The sequence below is a fragment of the Paenarthrobacter sp. OM7 genome, assembly GCF_029873575.1.
In the GTDB taxonomy this organism is placed as follows: Bacteria; Actinomycetota; Actinomycetes; order Actinomycetales; family Micrococcaceae; genus Arthrobacter.
In genome coordinates, this window is sequence record NZ_CP123579.1 from 1,232,878 (window position 1) to 1,248,033 (window position 15,156).

Consider the following 15,156-nt stretch of genomic DNA (forward strand, 5'->3'; position numbering starts at 1 on the left):
GCCGATACCCGTGGATCACTTGCGGCGTCCGCAATGTCACACTCGGTCACGACACACGGTGTTTACCTTCTGCAGTCGCGGGAATTAACAATTCATTGGCAAACTGCAAGAAAGTATTCACCCGTTGAAGGAGAAGCATGGGCGCGAACACCGCCGAGAACACCAACCTTCGTCTGAAGGCCGTACTGGACATCCTCGCTGAAAGCGTGTGGTCCGAGACAACCCTCAACGCCGGCGAGGTCCTGGCCGAAGCGATCGTCCGCGTACCTTTCAATGACCACGAGGCTGAACTCCTCAGTGGCGGCATCCCCCGCGGCCACAAGACCCTTACCTCGGCATCGGCCAAGCTGGTCAAGGCCGGCTGGCTGGTCAAGGGCCGTTCCGGCTGGACCATCCCGGAGGACGGCCTGCGTGCGACGGTGGCCTTCCCTGATGTCGCCGCTTTTGCGGCAGCGCTCGACGCCGGAACTCCGGTACCAGCCGATGTTCCGGTTCCGACGGCCCCGCCGGTAAAAGCTCCGGCCAGGAAGGCAGCTGCCAGCAAGCGGGCCGCGGCAAAAAAGACCACCGAGCCCAAGGCGGCGGCTGCTGAGGTCGCCGAGCCGAAGGTTGCCGCTGCCAAGGTTTCTGCGCCGAAAGCCAAGGCTGCGACAGCCAAGGCAGCGCCTGCCGCGAAGAAGTCCACGCGGAAGGCGCCGGCCAAGGCAGCGGCGGCCACCGCCGTCGAAACCGTGCCGCAGCCCGAGGCCGTCGCGATTGCCGGTGACTTCAACAAGATCCTCGGTGCGCCCGAGGATTGGGCGCCGCAGTACGACGAAGCCCAGATGGAGTTCAACCCGCTGGTCCAGGTGTGGACCATCACGGCTGAACTGCCTGCCGGCTTCTACACGTACAAGATCGCGCTCAACCGGTCGTGGAACGAGAACTACGGTGCGTTCGGCGCCCGCGATGGCGCCAACCACGAGTTGAACCACGACGGCGGCCCCGTCACCATCACGTACAGCCACGCGACGCGGGACATTGTGATCGGCTGAGTATTTCCTGGCTGGATCCCGCCCTTGCTCGTCCCATGAGCCGTTGAACGGCAGGGGCCGAACAAGGGCGGGATTCGTTAAGGTGGGTCCATGACTGACGAAACCGTTCGCCTCACAGCCCGCATCACCGGCGTTGTCCAGGGTGTGGGTTTTCGCTATTGGACTGCCAGGAAAGCTGAAGAACTCATGCTGACGGGAACGGTCCGAAACAACCATGACGGATCCGTGCAGTTGGTTGCAGAGGGGTCAGCGGCAGACGTTGACAGCATGGTGACGTGGCTGCATTCAACACGGGCGCCGGGCCGGGTGGAGAACGTGGACTTCGAAGTCTCGGAGGCCACCAGGGATTTCGAGGACTTCAGGATCACCGACTAGCGACTGATTATTTGGTGGCCGAACCTGCGTGGAGGGCTGCCCGGGTCGCTTCGATGTAATGGTCCAAAGGCTTCAGCGCCGGCTGGGATGAAGCATCCCGGACCGCATCCGCGCCGACGGCGTTCGCCACGGCCAGTGCGTGACCGTACTCAAGGCCGGACTGGAGTGCCAGGACCAAAGCGGCGCAGAAAGCATCCCCGGCTCCAATGGTGTTGGCAATGTCCGTGACACGTACGGCCGGGGCCTCGGCCACTCGTTCTCCATCGACAAAGATGGCTGAGCCGTCGCCCCCGTAAGTGACGGCAACCAGTGGGGCATTTCGAAGGGCCGGAATCAGTTCATACTCTGTCTCGTTCACGATCACCAGGTCGCAGCGTTCCAGGAGTTCGGGAAGGATCGGTGCGGCCGGGGCCGCGTTCAGGGCGAAGAATCCGTTGGCGCGGCGGGCGGCCTCCAACACCAGGTCCTGGTCCACTTCGAGCTGGCAGAGCAGGGCCTCGCCGTCGCCGAATGAGACACCGTTCAAGGCCACGGAGCCGTTGGCGCCGGGGCAGACCACAATCTGGTTCTCGCCCTCGCTGTCCACCAGCACCAGCGCTGTTCCCGTGGCGGCATCCACGCGGGCAATGTCCCGGACATCGACGCCGGCACCCGCCATCGCCCTGATGAGGCTGAGTCCCGCGTCGTCCTGGCCCACTGCCCCCACCATGCGGGAAGTACCCGCGAGCCGGGCCGCCGCAACGGCCTGGTTGGCGCCCTTGCCTCCGGGCTGCTGGCGGAGGATGCCGCCGCCGACGGTTTCACCCGGTGAGGGGAGCCTGTCGGCGGTGGCCGTGATGTCGAGGTTGATGCTGCCCACCACGGTCAGGGATGAGGGCGCGGCAAACTGAGGGGACGTGCTCATGGAAGGTCCTTTACGGGTAATTTCAGGAGGACTGGATGACGGAGAGGTGGCCGGCCTTGGCAGCCACCAGGCATTTGGCGAGGTAGAAGGCGTTGCCGTTCCGGCGCACGTACTGGGTCAGGACCAGTACGGGGTCGGACGGGCGGAGGCCCAGCAGCTTTGCACGGCTGGGACCTGCGGTGCTGAGGCTGATTTCACATTCGCCGGGTCCGAGGGAAACCCCAGGAAGTCCGCTGAGGACTTCGAGCAGCGTGGACGCGGAAAGGGTGGGAGCTTCTGCCGCTTCGGCCAGGGCCTGGGCTTCGGGGATCCCTTGGGCCACGTTTTCCTGGAGGTGGGCAACAGGCTCACCGTTGCGGATGAGCACGCTTTCCCAGAACCACACGTCTTCATCAGGCTGCACGCCGATGCCGGGAGCCACGAATTCCGACGCCGGCTGCTTGATCGCCGCGACCCGTTTGACCTGGATGTCCTGGTCGGGTCCGCCAAGGAGTTGGTCAAACGGGCGTATGTGTTCGATGCCGATACGGGGAAGCGAATCCGCTACGAAGCGGCCGACGCCGCGCCGAGCCCGGGTGAGGCCGTCTTCTTCGAGCAACATCAGCGCTTCCCGGATCACGGTGCGGCTGACGTCCATCATGGTGCCCAGCTCGGTCTCCGTGGGGAGCAGCGAACCAGGCGGCAGGATCTTGGTGCGGATGGCCTCAGCGATGCGGGAGTAGGCCGCGACGCGCAATGGCTGACCTGGCTGGGCAGCGATGGGTCGTGACAGGAATTGGACGGCGTTGTCGGTCAAGGGTGCCTCACTTGAGATGGGTTACCGACACTGTACCGGATGACTGTGACAGGTTGCACAAGCTCGTAATACATGCTTGTATAACAACTCACATCTCGTGGCGCCGCCCCGCGCCCTCGGACAAAGGAGTTTGATGTGAACATCCCCACCGCCACTGGCCAGCAGCCTGCAGATCCGCAGGCCCCGGCACCAACGCAGGCCCCAGCAGCCGCGGAAGAAAGCCGCTTCCACGGAAAAGCCGCCGCGCTGCTGATCACCACGCTGGTCCTGGCAGTGCTGGCCTTCCAGCTCAACGCCAGCATGATCACCCCGGCGCTCCCGCACATCGGCTCCTTCTTCGGCGAAACACCCGAGGCCGTTGCGCAGGTCCAGTCGATGTTCTTCCTGGCGGGCGCCATTGCCGGTCCGGTCATCGGGCGATGGAGCGACTTCATCGGCCGCCGCAATGCCCTCCTGCTGGTGCTGGCGATCATGGGCGCCGGAACGGTCCTGTGTATTTTCGCGCCCACCCTGCCCCTGCTGGTCACGGGCCGCTTCATGCAGGGTGTCTCCAGTGCCATCTTTGCGCTGTCCTACATCGTCCTCAATGAGTACCTGCCGGCGCGGCTCTTCGGCACTTCCATCGGCATCATCGCGGCCATCAATGGCGGCGTTGGTGGCGTGGATGGCTACTTCGGCGGACTCATGGCCGAGACCCTTGGCTTCCAGTCGATTTTTGTCGCCGTCCTGGTTTTGGCCGCGATCGCCGTCGTCTGCGTCATCAAAGTGGTCCCCGGCGGCAAGTCCGCGGCGGCTCCGGGCCGTATGGACTGGTGGGGCGCAGGCTCGTTGTCCGTGTTCCTGGTCTTCATCACCTACTTTGTCTCCACCGGTTCTTCAGCCGGCTGGACCTCGCCTGCCGCCCTCGGCCTGTTGGCCGGCAGCATCGCTTCCTTTGCGGCGTTCTGGCTCATCGAAAAGAAGCGCGAAACTCCGCTGGTTGCAGTACACCACCTCCGTTCACGCCAGGTCTGGCCCGTCATCGCCACCACCGTGCTGACGCTCGCGGGCATCTTCGCCATCATCAACTTCACTGTGGTGCTGCTCAGCCAGGACAAGGAGAACGGCTTCGGTCTGTCCGCCTCGGTTGCCGCCCTGCTGTTCCTCACCCCTGCGGCACTCATCGGCGTGTTCGCCGCACCCCTGGCCGGATGGATCGCCGACCGCCGCGGTTGGATCAAGACCGTCCGCGTCGGCACGGCAACCAGCCTCGCCTGCGCGATCGTCGCAGCACTGTTCGCCCACCACCAGATCGCGGTCCTCATCGCCATTGCAGCCCTGGGCATCTTCTACAACGGCTTCTTCCTCACGGCCATCAACGGCTTGTCCGTGCTGCTCTCTCCCAAGGAAGCACCGGCCGCCTTGCCGGGCATCAACGGTGCCTCCTTCGGCATCGGCGCGAGCCTCGGCGTCGTGATTGTTGCCCCCTTCGCAGGTCAGGGAACTGCCGCCGGATACTCCACAGCCCTCTGGATTTCGGTGTCCATCACAGCACTTGCCTTCATTGTCAGCCTCTTCATCGCGGCACCCAAGGGCGAAAAAATCTAACGCACGACGCCGGAACCCGGCTGGGCGTGCCACACACCAGAACTTCACCCCGCCCGCCCCACGACCCGCTCCATCCTGAAACGAGAGACCATCATGACCCAGTCCGCACCCTTCTTCCTTGACTGCGATACCGGCATCGACGACGCCCTCGCCCTCGCCTACCTCCTGGCCGCCCCGCGGGCGGAACTGGTAGGAATCGGCACGGTCAGTGGCAACGTCAGTGCAGCAGGCGGCGCCCGGAACACCCTGGACCTGCTGAACCTGGCCGGCCACCCGGACATCCCGGTGGCTGTCGGTGCGCACGATCCACAGGTGGGTACGTTCCACGGCGGTGCCCCACATGTCCACGGCGACAACGGCATCGGCGGAGTGGACCTGGTCCAGTCTGACCGCGAACCGGTGGACGCAACGGCCGCCGAACTGTTGGTCCAGCTGGCACACCAGTACGCCGGGGAACTGCGCTTGGTGGCCATCGGCCCGCTGACCAACATTGCCGAGGCGCTGCGCCTGGAACCCAAGCTTCCGGAGCTCATTGCTGAGGTCACCATCATGGGCGGCGCAGCACTGGCCCCCGGGAATATTACGCCGGTGGCCGAGGCCAACATCGCCAACGACCCCGAAGCCGCTGCCGAGGTGCTGGCCGCCGACTGGAACGTCACCCTGGTACCCCTGGATGTCACCATGACCAACGTCCTGGAGGAAAAACACCGCCAGGAGTTGCTGGCCACCGAGCACCCGGTCTCGCAGGCGCTGGGAGAAATGCTGGGCTACTACTTTGGCTTCTACGTCGACATCTTCGGCCGGGCATGCTCGGCGATGCACGATCCCCTTGCCGCGGCCATCGCCGTCAGGGGAGTGGAGCTGACGCTGGCTCCCACCGTTCGTGTCCAGGTGGACACCACTGACGGACCCGGTCGCGGCCAGACGGTGTGCGATCTCCGGGGACAGTACGCGGGCTTCCCGGAGCAGCGCGGGGCACGCTGCCGGGTAGTGATGGAAATTGGCGAGGACTTCGCACCGCACCTGCTTGGAACCCTGCAGGGGGCCTGGCTCCCTGAAGAGCAGGAGATTGTGCCCGTCGCCTGAAGGTCGGGAGGCTGGGGTATCGACGACGACGGCGGCAGCGGCCCGCCGTCGTCGTCCGCGTTTAAGCCGCCTACGTGTACATGAGCGAGCCGGGTGTGGTGAGCTTTTCGCCGGTTTCCAACCACGTCTTGAGGCCGGAGAGGATCATGGGCCAGCCTCCGTAAAGTTGGTCGTTGGCGCCTTCGCGGAGTTGATCGTGCGTGACGGTCAGGTGGCAGGAGTCGCCGACGGGTTCAATTTCCCAGGTGATCCGCGAGGTTCCCTCGGCCTTCACGTCCTCGCCCCAGAGTGCACGCATGGTTTGGACGAGCCGGCGCGGAGGATCGACTTCGATGTTCTCGCCCTCGCCGAGTGGTGCGTCAGCGTTGACGTTGTGCATCTCGAAGCGGCTTCCGGGCGTCCAGTCCGATGTGAAGGTGTTTCCGAACTGGTACTTGCTGCGGATGTCGCTGTCGGTGATGGCTTCCCAGAGCCGTTCGGGAGTGGTCTTGATGTATATCTCGAAGATCTTTTCCATGGGACTTTCCAATCTGGATTTGAGGTCGCTGAGGGCAGCGGCCCATGGTTCTGCGTATTTACTCACCCAACGATCGTGGATGAGGCGGATGGGTACCGGGTTCAGGAAGTGCAGCTTTTCGCGTCCCCGACGGCGGGTGACCACCAATCCCGCATCTTCCAGCAGCTTGAGGTGCTTTGCGATGCCGAAGCGGGTCATCTCGAACCGGGCTCCCAAGGCGGAGGCGGACTGGCCATCCTCGCGGAAGAGTTCGTCCAGCAATTCCCTGCGGGTGGGGTCTGCCAAGGCCTTGAACACGATGTCCATGGCGTCAGAATAGGTGACCATATGGTCACATGTCAACGGTTTTCAGGGCCGCTGGGGGCGGGGCGCCGCGCGTGGACCGGGGCGGGGCGCCCAGATCGTGGGTGCGCTGCGAGACCGCCGTTCCTTTCCGGCGATCCCGCAGCTTTCCCGCGCTCCCGTTGAGATCAGGCCACGGCACAGGTCTCCGCAAAGATGGTCCGATAGTTTCCATTCAACCTCGGAAACTTGCTCGCTTCATTACTCGATTTCGCCCGCTGCGCCTGGCAACAGCTGTTCCGAAACTCTGGAAATCAGGCGTCGTTGGGCTATTTTCAGAGGGCGTTGTTACTCGCGAGTTTCCGATACTGACCTGTTGTTATTGCGTAAACTTTACGATAGTTTCTCTCTGTGATGTGCGTCGCACAGTGATGTGGGGCGACGAAGCCGAGTGAAGGACAACGATGACCATCCACCCTGAGGAATTGCGGACTGCCGAGGCGCGGCTCCAGCAACTGCACCAACGAATAGGCGGCATAGCCTACGGCGGGGATTACAACCCCGAGCAATGGCCACAGGAAGTGTGGTTCGAGGACGCCAAACTCATGCAGCAGGCCGGGGTAAACCTGGTGACTTTGGCGGTCTTCTCCTGGAGCCGGCTGGAAACCAGTGACAACGTCTTCGACTTCGGCTGGCTGGACGACGTCATGGACCTGATGCACTCGCACGGCATCGGCGTGGACCTGGCAACCCCGGACGCTGTGCCGCCGGCCTGGCTGGTGGAGCAGCACCCGGACATCATGCCGGAGCGCCCCGACGGCAGCATTTTTGGCTTCGGTTCCAGGCAGCACTTCGATGTTTCCCACCCCGTGTACCGCGCCAAGTCACTGGCCCTCGCAGAAAAGATGGGGGAGCGCTACGCCGGCCATCCTGCGCTGCGGATGTGGCACGTCGGCAATGAATACGGACCTGTGTCCTATGGTCCGTGGGCTGAGAAGGCGTTTCGGGAATGGCTGCAGCGAAAGTACTCGTCCCTGGATGAGCTCAACCAGGCCTGGAGCACCACGGTGTGGGGCCAGCTCTACTCTGACTGGAACCAGGTCGGCGTCCCTGCCCAACCCCGCACCTGGTCCAACCCGTCACGCCGCTTGGACTTCCATCGCTTCACCTCGGACAGCATGCTGGAACATTTCAAGGCCGAGCGTGATGTCCTTCGCCGTCACAGCCCGGACCTGCCGATCCTCACCAACTTCATGCGCTTCTACAAGACCAACGACTACTGGGCCTGGGCCGCTGAGGAAGACGCTGCGGCGCTGGACATCTACCCGGATCCTCGCGAAGACGACGCCCACATTGCCGCAGCGCTGAACTTCGACCTCATGCGCTCACTCCGTCACGGCCAGCCGTGGATGGTGATGGAGCAAGCCACCGGCGCGGTCAGCCAGTGGTCCGTCAACGTCTCCAAGCTTCCGGGCAAGATGCGCCTCGGCTCTTACCAGGCCATAGCGCAGGGCGCCGATTCCATCCTGTTCTTCCAGTGGCGGCAGGCCAAGGGCGGAACCGAGCGCTATCACTCGGCCATGGTGAACCATGCCGGCCCAAACACCCGGATCTTCCGGGAAGTGTGCGAGCTCGGCCAGGAGCTCAAGGCGTTGGGCGACCTGACGGGAACGCGATCCACAGCCAAAGTGGCCATCGTTTTCGATTGGGACTGCTGGTGGGCACTGGAACTCGGCAATTCTCCGAGGTCGGACCTGAACTACGCGCAGGAGGTCCAACGGTTCTACCGCCCCCTGTTCGAGGCCAACATCACCGTGGATTTCGTCAACGCCAACAGCGACTTTTCCGGGTACAGCCTGGTGATCATGCCGGCGTCGTACCTTCTGACGGACGACGCGGCAGCCCGCTTCGAAAACTACGTGGCCGACGGTGGAAGGCTGGTGGTCTCCTACCTTTCGGGCATCGTGGACCAGGACAACACCATACGGCTGGGCGGCTACCCGGGCGCGTTGAGGAAGGTCCTGGGGGCATGGAGCGAGGAAATGCACCCGCTCGCCGGCGCGGACGAGCACGTAAAGCTCTCAACGCCCGACGGCGGCACCTCCTCCGCGACCTACTGGACTGAGCATCTGCACGCCGAATCTGCGGAGGTCCTCGCCAGCTACTCCTCGGGCCGCCTTGCCGGTGCTCCGGCCGTCACCAGCAACTCGTTCGGCCTTGGCACTGCACTGTACGTGTCGGCACGCGTTGACGAGGACTTACTGAACCAGCTCCTGGGGGACCAACTTCGCGCGGCCGGTGTGGAGCCGGAACTGAAGGCGCCTGCAGGAGTCCAGGTCCGGCGTCGTGCTTCCACTGCCGCGGACGGCACCAACAAAAGCTTCCTCATGGTGCTCAACCACAACGATGCGCCGTCCAGCGTGGACGTGCTCGACGGCGGCACGGACCGCCTCAGCGGACGCGCGGTGAGCGGGCTGGTTGAGCTCCCTGCCAACGGAGTCCTCATTCTGGACGAAATTCCGGACGAAGCTGCCGGACGGGAGGCGGACTGATGGCTTTGCGACTGGATGTTCCACCCAAGGCCGTCGCGGGCCCCGAACCCGGCTCAGCGAAGAAGCGGCGCAACAAGCCCGGAAGCTGGAAGCTGGCGCTCAAACGCGACTGGCGTTTGTACACACTGCTGGCGCTGCCCCTGCTGTATCTCCTGATATTCAGATACCTGCCCATGGCCGGCAATGTGATCGCTTTCCGTCAGTTCCAGCCCGGAGGCAGCATCTTCGGCGAGAAGTGGGTGGGGTTCAAATACATCACCCTGTTCATCAACGATCCCAGCTTCTGGCAGGCCTTCCAGAACACCATCATCCTTGGCGTCCTGACCCTGGTGTTTTGCTTCCCGATGCCCATCATCTTCGCGCTCATGCTCAACGAGTTGAGGTCGCAGAAGTTCAAGAAGTTCGTCCAAACCGTGGCCTACCTGCCGCACTTCATGTCCGTGGTGATCATCGCCGGCATGATCCTGCAGAACTTCTCCATGACCGGCACCGTGAACCAAATAGCGGAGTCGTTGTTCGGAACCACCGTGAATTTCACGCAGGACCCGGGCTGGTTCAGGCCCATGTACATCAGCTCCGAGGTCTGGCAGACCATGGGCTGGGGCGCCATCCTCTATCTTGCCGCGCTGACGCGCGTCGACGAATCGCTCTATGAGGCGGCCCGGATCGACGGCGCCAACCGTTGGCAGCAGACCTGGCACGTGACTCTCCCAGCCATCAGGCCAACCATCATCACCCTGTTGATCCTGAACATCGGCACCTTCATGGCGGTGGGTTTCGAGAAGATCCTGCTCATCTACAACCCGCTCAACTACGCAACCTCAGACGTCATCTCCACCTACCTGTACCGGGTGGGCCTGGAATCCAGCAACTTCAGCTACGCGGCCGCTATCGGAATGTTCGAATCCGTCATCGGCCTCACGCTGATCCTCTCAGCGAACGCGATCTCAAAGCGCCTCGCAGGAACGAGCCTGTGGTGAACAAGACAGCTACTGCCATCAAGGGCGGCGCCGCCCAAGGCGTCCTGGTGAAGGACATGAAAGTCTCACGCGCCATGCGGATCTTCCGGGCGTTCAACCTGGTGTTCCTGCTGCTGGTGGTGTTCCTGACGGTGTACCCGTTCCTGAACATCATTGCCCAGTCGTTCTCCAGCGAAGGGTTCATCAACGCCGGACAGGTCAACCTGTTCCCGATGGGCTTCAACACCGAGACGTACAAGCTGATACTGGCCGATTCCACCTTCTGGAACAACTACGGCAACACCGTGCTGTACACGGTGGTGGCAACGGCAATCTCCATGGTGCTCACCACGTCGTTCGCCTACGCCATCGCCAAGAAGGACCTTAAAGGACGCAGCGTCTTCATAGGCCTTGCCGTGTTCACCATGTTCTTCAACGGCGGTCTGATTCCCAACTACGTGCTCATCAGTTCCCTGGGCATGCGGGACTCCATCTGGGCCGTGGTGCTGCCCAACGCCATCAGCGTGTTCAACCTGCTCATCATGAAGTCCTTCTTCGAGAACATGCCCCGCGAACTGGAGGAAGCGGCATCGATTGACGGGCTCACCCAGTACGGGGTGCTGTTCCGGGTGGTCCTGCCGCTCAGCAAGGCAATCGTGGCCACCATGATCCTGTTCTACGCCGTAGCCAACTGGAACTCCTGGTTCCAGGCCTTCCTCTACCTCGACAACCCGGACCTCTTCCCGGTCACCATCTACCTGCGCAACATGATCGCCGGAGTCACCACAGCGGGCTCAGCCGGCGGAACAGCGGAGAACGTCGGCCAGATCGCCGCCAACATCCAATCGGTCACCATCGTCCTGACCGTCATCCCGATCCTTTGCGTCTACCCCTTCGTGCAGAAGTACTTCTTCTCGGGCGTCATGCTCGGTTCCGTCAAGGAATAACCCTTATGAAAGGACATCCAATGATCCACAAACCTGAGCTCCGCCGACCAGAATTCCGCAGGCGCGATTTTCTTGGACTCGCTTCTGTTGCCACCATCGGACTCATGCTGACCAGTTGCGACGCCGAAACCACCGAAAAGGTGGATACGTCCAAGTCCCGCAACGGTGCGATGGACAGCTTCAATGTCGGTGATACCTTCAAGGCGACGGTGCCGTTGACGTTCACCTTCCTGTTCTCCGATCAGCCCACCTACCCGTACAAGAAGGACTGGCTGCTGTTTACCAAAATGGCCAGCGACAACAATGTCACCTTGGAACCGACCATCGTGCCCAACAGCGATTATGAACAGAAACGCAGCCTCCTCATCAGCTCTGGCAGCGCGCCGGAGATCATCGCCAAGACCTATCCAGGACAGGAAGCAGCGTTCGTTTCCGCCGGTGCCGTCCTGCCCGTCAGCGACTACGTGGACCTGATGCCGCATTTCCAGGAGAAGGTGAAGAAGTGGAAGCTCGAGCCCGAGATTGAAGGACTGACCCAGGAAGACGGCAAGTACTACGTCCTGCCCGGTTTGCATGAGGAACTCTGGCCCGACTACTCCCTGTGCTTCCGCAAGGATGTACTGAAGAAGGAAGGCCTCGCCGAGCCCACTACCTGGGACGAATTCCGTGACGTGCTGCGTTCGCTGAAGAAGGCCTACCCGGACGTGGTGCCCTACTCCGACCGGTTCAAGGGTGACAGTGTCCTGAACATCGCAAGTGCAGCCTTCGGGACCGTGGCCGGCTGGGGACTGGTGGACGGCCTGCAGTTCGACGAAGACAAAAAGGAGTTCGGCTTCGCCGCTGGTTCGGATAAGTTCAAAGACCTGGTGACGTACTTCAACTCCCTGGTGTCCGAAGGCCTGATGGACCCTGAAAGCTTCACCCAGACCGACGACTCCGCCATCCAGAAGTTCGTCTCCGGCAAGTCGTTCGTCATCAGTACCAACTCGCAGAACGTCATCACCTACCGCACCTCAATGGAGCAGTCCTTGGGCAAGGGCAACTTCGAGATCGGCAAGATCACGGTTCCGGGTGGCCCGGCCGGAGACGTCATCGGCGGAACCCGGTTGGAGAACGGCATCATGCTGAACTCGTCCGTGAAGGACAAAGACAGCTTCGTGGCGCTCATCCAGTACATCGACTGGTTGTTTTACAGCGACGCCGGGCAGGAGTTCAGCAAATGGGGCGTGGAAGGAACCACCTTCACCAAGTCCGGCGGTAAGCGCCAACTCGCATCCGACATTAACTTCCAAGGCCTCAATCCCGCCGGCACCAAGGACCTCCGGGTGGAGTACGGATTCTCCGGCGGCAACTTCGCCTACGGTGGGGCCACGGAACTGCTGCAGTCCACCTTCAACGACGAGGAGCTGGCGTTCCAGAAAGCCATGAAGTCCAAGAAGCCGCGCCCCGTGCCCCCTCCTGTACCGTTCAACGACGTGGACCGGGAGCAGGCGACCCTTGCACTCACCCCGCTCAAGGACCACGTCAAGCAGAACACCCTCAAGTTCATCACCGGTCAGCGTGCTCTGGCCGAGTTCGACGCCTACGTGAAGGAACTCGACAGCAAGGGCCAGACGAAATACGTGGAGTTGGCGAACAAGGCGTACAAAGCATACGCGGATAAGAAGTAGCTCTTCTGATGGCTGCGAAGGAGGAACAGTACGGGTCCGGCCCTCTGTTCAGGGCGGCGGGCGTGGTGTACGGCGTCATGGTGGGTGGAGCTTTGCTGGTGCTGGCCAACGCGCTGGTAGTGCTCATGCCGTTGCTGGCTGGACTGGTGGGTCCTGGGGCGTTGGTGGGGTTCGTGCTCGTGGGCCCCTCCGTGGTGGCTTCCTGCTATGCCTTCAACCGGCTTCTCGCTGGTGAGGACACGGGGGTGTTCCACGACTTCGTAAAGGCCTATCGGGGCAATTTTGGACAGGCATTGGCGGTCTGGCTGCCCTACGCCGCCCTCCTGGCAGTCATCGCCGCGAACCTCGCCAGCCTGCCGGGCAGCAACCTTGAAGCGGTTGCTGCCCGGATCGGGCTGGTGGGGCTTGGCCTTCTGGTGAGCACGGCTGCCCTGCACGCGATGTTGTTGCTTGCCCGCTTCGATTTCCGCACCGTGGACATCTACCGGCTATCCATCTACAGCATTGGTGTCCGGAAACGGGTAGCGCTCGGGAACGTGGGGATCCTCTTCATTACGGGTTTCGTGCTGATCTCCTCCAGCGTGTGGCTGATGCTGTTTGCCGCCGGGCTGCTGGTCTACCTGCTGTGCATGAACTCCCGACCGCTGCTGGCGTTGGTGGAAGAGAAGTTCACCGTTTCGGTGGCTGCCAGCGCGGCAGGTTCCCTGGCGGGATCCGCCCCGGTGGACTAGAGGTTTGTCCGGACCACGGCACCTTGCGCGATCACCGTGCTGACCTTTTCCAAGGCAGAGCCATCGGTCAGTGGATCCGAATCCACCACCACGACATCCGCCGCTGAACCGCGAACCAAACGGCCAACGTTTTCGCCGCGTCCCAGCAAACGCGCCGCATTGGTGGTGGCTGCCTGTAATGCTTCCAAGGGGGTCAGTCCGGCTTCCGCGAGCAAGCGGGCCTCCGTGCCAATCGGCGTCACGTCCGTTCCGAAGGAATCGGTGCCGGCCACGATCGTGACTCCGGCGTCCTTGGCTGCGCGCACGGCAGCTTGAAGGATGGGTGTGTATTCCGTTCCGCGTGCGGCCAGGATCGGGTTGGCGGAGCGGGCCATACTCGTGATGGCATCCATGGTGGGTGTGAAGAACGTGCCGCGCCGGGCCATCTCCTGGATGGTCTTTTCCGTCATGAAGACGCCGTGCTCGATGCTGCGCACGCCTGCTCGGACAGCGCCATCGATTCCTTCGGCGCTGTAGGCGTGGCAGAGGACTCCGGCTCCCTTGGCTGCCTTGACGATCGCACCGATCTGGTCCACGTTGTAGACCAACTCGCGGGGATCCTGTTCGGGAAGGCCAGCCCGCGGGTTGGCCCGGGTTTTGATGACCTCGGCGCCGCGCTTGAGGTTGACGCGGGTCAGGTACGCGAGGTCCTGCGGCTCCGTCACGCCACCGCTGAGCGTCGCCAGAGGCGCCAAGTCCGGATCAGCCAGGAGGGAATCTCCCTGATCCGGTGAGATAAACAGCCCCGCCGGAGTCATCCTCGGCGAGAGGCCAGGAGCCCACGACGGCAGCGCGGCGAGAGCAATGTCCTGGTAGAAAGTGCTCGATCCGCTCCGTACGCTGGTGGCTCCGCCTTGCAGGAGAGCCCGGGCGTCTGCCAGTGCGTTCGCGTGGACGTGGGCATCGACGAGTCCCGGAAGGACCCATTTGCCCGAGGTGTTGAGCCTACGGGCACGGTTCGCGACGGCGGCAACAGCCTTTCGTGTTTCGTCCCGGGTGCCGACGGCGGTGACCTTGCCGCCGTCGAGCACCACCACGCCATCTGCCACAGCATCGCCGGTCTTTGGGTCCACCACGGTGCCGCCCTCGACAATGAGCGCTTGGGTGGTCAACGGACGACCGGGGTAGTTTGGGCCCGACTGCGTGTTGTCCGCAAGGGCAGCTGGTGCTGATGCCAGTTGCGCGGCGATGCCGGCAACGGAGATCCCGGCCAGTGCTGCAGCTCCGGCGAGGATGCCTCGGCGGGGCAACTCACCCTGGGGCTTGGGTGCTGAGGTGTGATCGTGAAGGCACATTGTTGGACTCCTGGGGAACGAGCTGCTGGGCCGCTACTTGGCTGCGGTTGAGCATTTGGTATTCCAGAATGCCTCAGGCTTGTGGTGTGATGCAAGCAACTGCTGAAATTGTTGAGATAGCTTGAATGCTTGGTATGCCAAGGCTGTGCAGGTAATGGATGGACTTGGTTGTCGGGGATGCGGGGATCCTCTGCATGGCCGGCTCGTGCTGATCTCCTCAGCGTGCGGCCGATGGTGTTCGTCGGCGGCCTGCCGGTCTCCCTGCTGTGCCTGAACGCCAGGCCGCTGCTGGTGTCGGTAGAGGTAAGGCTCACCGTGGCCGAATAGACGGCTGGCGATTCACTCCCGGGGAGTCGGCACTGTGTACGCGCCGGTGTTTGCA

At 62.8% G+C, this 15,156-nt stretch carries 14 protein-coding genes; 10 read left to right on the forward strand and 4 right to left on the reverse strand.

The window, feature by feature from the left end; translation table 11 throughout:
* Positions 1-137 precede the first annotated feature (137 nt).
* Both QEH68_RS05720 and QEH68_RS05725 read left to right on the forward strand, forming a co-directional pair.
* Positions 138-1,034: a glycosidase gene (locus QEH68_RS05720; RefSeq protein WP_280627208.1), complete on the forward strand. Its 897-nt coding sequence runs from the start codon at positions 138-140 to the stop codon at positions 1,032-1,034.
* A gap of 90 nt (positions 1,035-1,124) precedes the next feature.
* Positions 1,125-1,409, forward strand: coding sequence for an acylphosphatase (locus QEH68_RS05725; RefSeq protein WP_207596654.1), 285 nt, complete (start codon positions 1,125-1,127; stop codon positions 1,407-1,409).
* 7 nt (positions 1,410-1,416) lie between these two features.
* Here the strand turns inward: QEH68_RS05725 and QEH68_RS05730 are convergent, their stop codons facing one another.
* Both QEH68_RS05730 and QEH68_RS05735 read right to left on the reverse strand, forming a co-directional pair.
* On the reverse strand, positions 1,417-2,313 hold the full coding sequence (locus QEH68_RS05730) for a ribokinase (protein WP_280627210.1): 897 nt from the start codon (positions 2,311-2,313) through the stop codon (positions 1,417-1,419).
* 22 nt (positions 2,314-2,335) lie between these two features.
* Entirely contained in the window at positions 2,336-3,109 is a 774-nt protein-coding gene (locus QEH68_RS05735) for a GntR family transcriptional regulator (RefSeq protein ID WP_207596656.1), read from the reverse strand.
* 135 nt (positions 3,110-3,244) lie between these two features.
* On the opposite strand from QEH68_RS05735, the gene QEH68_RS05740 reads away from it, so the two are divergent.
* Together QEH68_RS05740 and QEH68_RS05745 are read left to right on the forward strand one after the other, a co-directional pair.
* Entirely contained in the window at positions 3,245-4,696 is a 1,452-nt protein-coding gene (locus tag QEH68_RS05740; protein WP_280627211.1) for an MFS transporter, read from the forward strand.
* 93 nt (positions 4,697-4,789) lie between these two features.
* Positions 4,790-5,782 carry a nucleoside hydrolase gene (locus QEH68_RS05745; protein WP_280627212.1) on the forward strand — a complete coding sequence of 331 codons (993 nt, stop codon included), beginning with the start codon at positions 4,790-4,792 and terminating at the stop codon, positions 5,780-5,782.
* Positions 5,783-5,852: 70 nt separating this feature from the next.
* Here the strand turns inward: QEH68_RS05745 and QEH68_RS05750 are convergent, their stop codons facing one another.
* Complete coding sequence (locus QEH68_RS05750; protein ID WP_207597496.1) at positions 5,853-6,605, reverse strand: metalloregulator ArsR/SmtB family transcription factor; 753 nt, start codon at positions 6,603-6,605, stop codon at positions 5,853-5,855.
* Positions 6,606-7,045: 440 nt separating this feature from the next.
* On the opposite strand from QEH68_RS05750, the gene QEH68_RS05755 reads away from it, so the two are divergent.
* Genes QEH68_RS05755 through QEH68_RS05775 form a run of 5 tightly spaced genes read left to right on the forward strand, consistent with a single transcriptional unit; the run spans position 7,046 to position 13,440 of the window.
* On the forward strand, positions 7,046-9,133 hold the full coding sequence (locus QEH68_RS05755; RefSeq protein ID WP_280627214.1) for a beta-galactosidase: 2,088 nt from the start codon (positions 7,046-7,048) through the stop codon (positions 9,131-9,133).
* Positions 9,133-10,113: an ABC transporter permease subunit gene (locus tag QEH68_RS05760; RefSeq protein WP_207596660.1), complete on the forward strand. Its 981-nt coding sequence runs from the start codon at positions 9,133-9,135 to the stop codon at positions 10,111-10,113. Before QEH68_RS05755 ends, QEH68_RS05760 begins: the two co-directional genes overlap by 1 nt.
* A 56-nt stretch (positions 10,114-10,169) precedes the next feature.
* Positions 10,170-11,039 (forward strand): carbohydrate ABC transporter permease, encoded by an 870-nt coding sequence (locus QEH68_RS05765; RefSeq protein ID WP_089597228.1) that lies wholly within the window; start codon positions 10,170-10,172, stop codon positions 11,037-11,039.
* A 20-nt stretch (positions 11,040-11,059) separates the two neighbouring features.
* Positions 11,060-12,709, forward strand: a complete 1,650-nt coding sequence (locus QEH68_RS05770; RefSeq protein WP_280627216.1) for an extracellular solute-binding protein — start codon at positions 11,060-11,062, stop codon at positions 12,707-12,709.
* Between the two features lie 8 nt (positions 12,710-12,717).
* Positions 12,718-13,440: a YesL family protein gene (locus QEH68_RS05775; protein WP_280627218.1), complete on the forward strand. Its 723-nt coding sequence runs from the start codon at positions 12,718-12,720 to the stop codon at positions 13,438-13,440.
* Here QEH68_RS05775 and QEH68_RS05780 read toward each other — a convergent pair.
* Positions 13,437-14,774, reverse strand: a complete 1,338-nt coding sequence (locus QEH68_RS05780) for an amidohydrolase family protein (RefSeq protein ID WP_280627219.1) — start codon at positions 14,772-14,774, stop codon at positions 13,437-13,439. The genes QEH68_RS05775 and QEH68_RS05780 overlap by 4 nt on opposite strands.
* A gap of 177 nt (positions 14,775-14,951) precedes the next feature.
* Here QEH68_RS05780 and QEH68_RS05785 point away from each other — a divergent pair, with 177 nt between their 5' ends.
* Positions 14,952-15,101, forward strand: coding sequence for a hypothetical protein (locus QEH68_RS05785; RefSeq protein ID WP_280627221.1), 150 nt, complete (start codon positions 14,952-14,954; stop codon positions 15,099-15,101).
* Positions 15,102-15,156 lie beyond the last annotated feature (55 nt).

Excerpts from the sequence above, each read along its gene's own strand:
- QEH68_RS05720 (WP_280627208.1), top strand. The coding sequence starts at position 138 with ATGGGCGCGAACACCGCCGAGAACACCAACCTTCGTCTGAAGGCCGTA.
- QEH68_RS05725 (WP_207596654.1), top strand. The coding sequence starts at position 1,125 with ATGACTGACGAAACCGTTCGCCTCACAGCCCGCATCACCGGCGTTGTC.
- QEH68_RS05730 (WP_280627210.1), bottom strand. The coding sequence starts at position 2,313 with ATGAGCACGTCCCCTCAGTTTGCCGCGCCCTCATCCCTGACCGTGGTG.
- QEH68_RS05745 (WP_280627212.1), top strand. The coding sequence starts at position 4,790 with ATGACCCAGTCCGCACCCTTCTTCCTTGACTGCGATACCGGCATCGAC.
- QEH68_RS05750 (WP_207597496.1), bottom strand. The coding sequence starts at position 6,605 with ATGGACATCGTGTTCAAGGCCTTGGCAGACCCCACCCGCAGGGAATTG.
- QEH68_RS05755 (WP_280627214.1), top strand. The coding sequence starts at position 7,046 with ATGACCATCCACCCTGAGGAATTGCGGACTGCCGAGGCGCGGCTCCAG.
- QEH68_RS05760 (WP_207596660.1), top strand. The coding sequence starts at position 9,133 with ATGGCTTTGCGACTGGATGTTCCACCCAAGGCCGTCGCGGGCCCCGAA.
- QEH68_RS05765 (WP_089597228.1), top strand. The coding sequence starts at position 10,170 with ATGAAAGTCTCACGCGCCATGCGGATCTTCCGGGCGTTCAACCTGGTG.
- QEH68_RS05770 (WP_280627216.1), top strand. The coding sequence starts at position 11,060 with ATGATCCACAAACCTGAGCTCCGCCGACCAGAATTCCGCAGGCGCGAT.
- QEH68_RS05775 (WP_280627218.1), top strand. The coding sequence starts at position 12,718 with ATGGCTGCGAAGGAGGAACAGTACGGGTCCGGCCCTCTGTTCAGGGCG.
- QEH68_RS05780 (WP_280627219.1), bottom strand. The coding sequence starts at position 14,774 with ATGTGCCTTCACGATCACACCTCAGCACCCAAGCCCCAGGGTGAGTTG.
- QEH68_RS05785 (WP_280627221.1), top strand. The coding sequence starts at position 14,952 with ATGCGGGGATCCTCTGCATGGCCGGCTCGTGCTGATCTCCTCAGCGTG.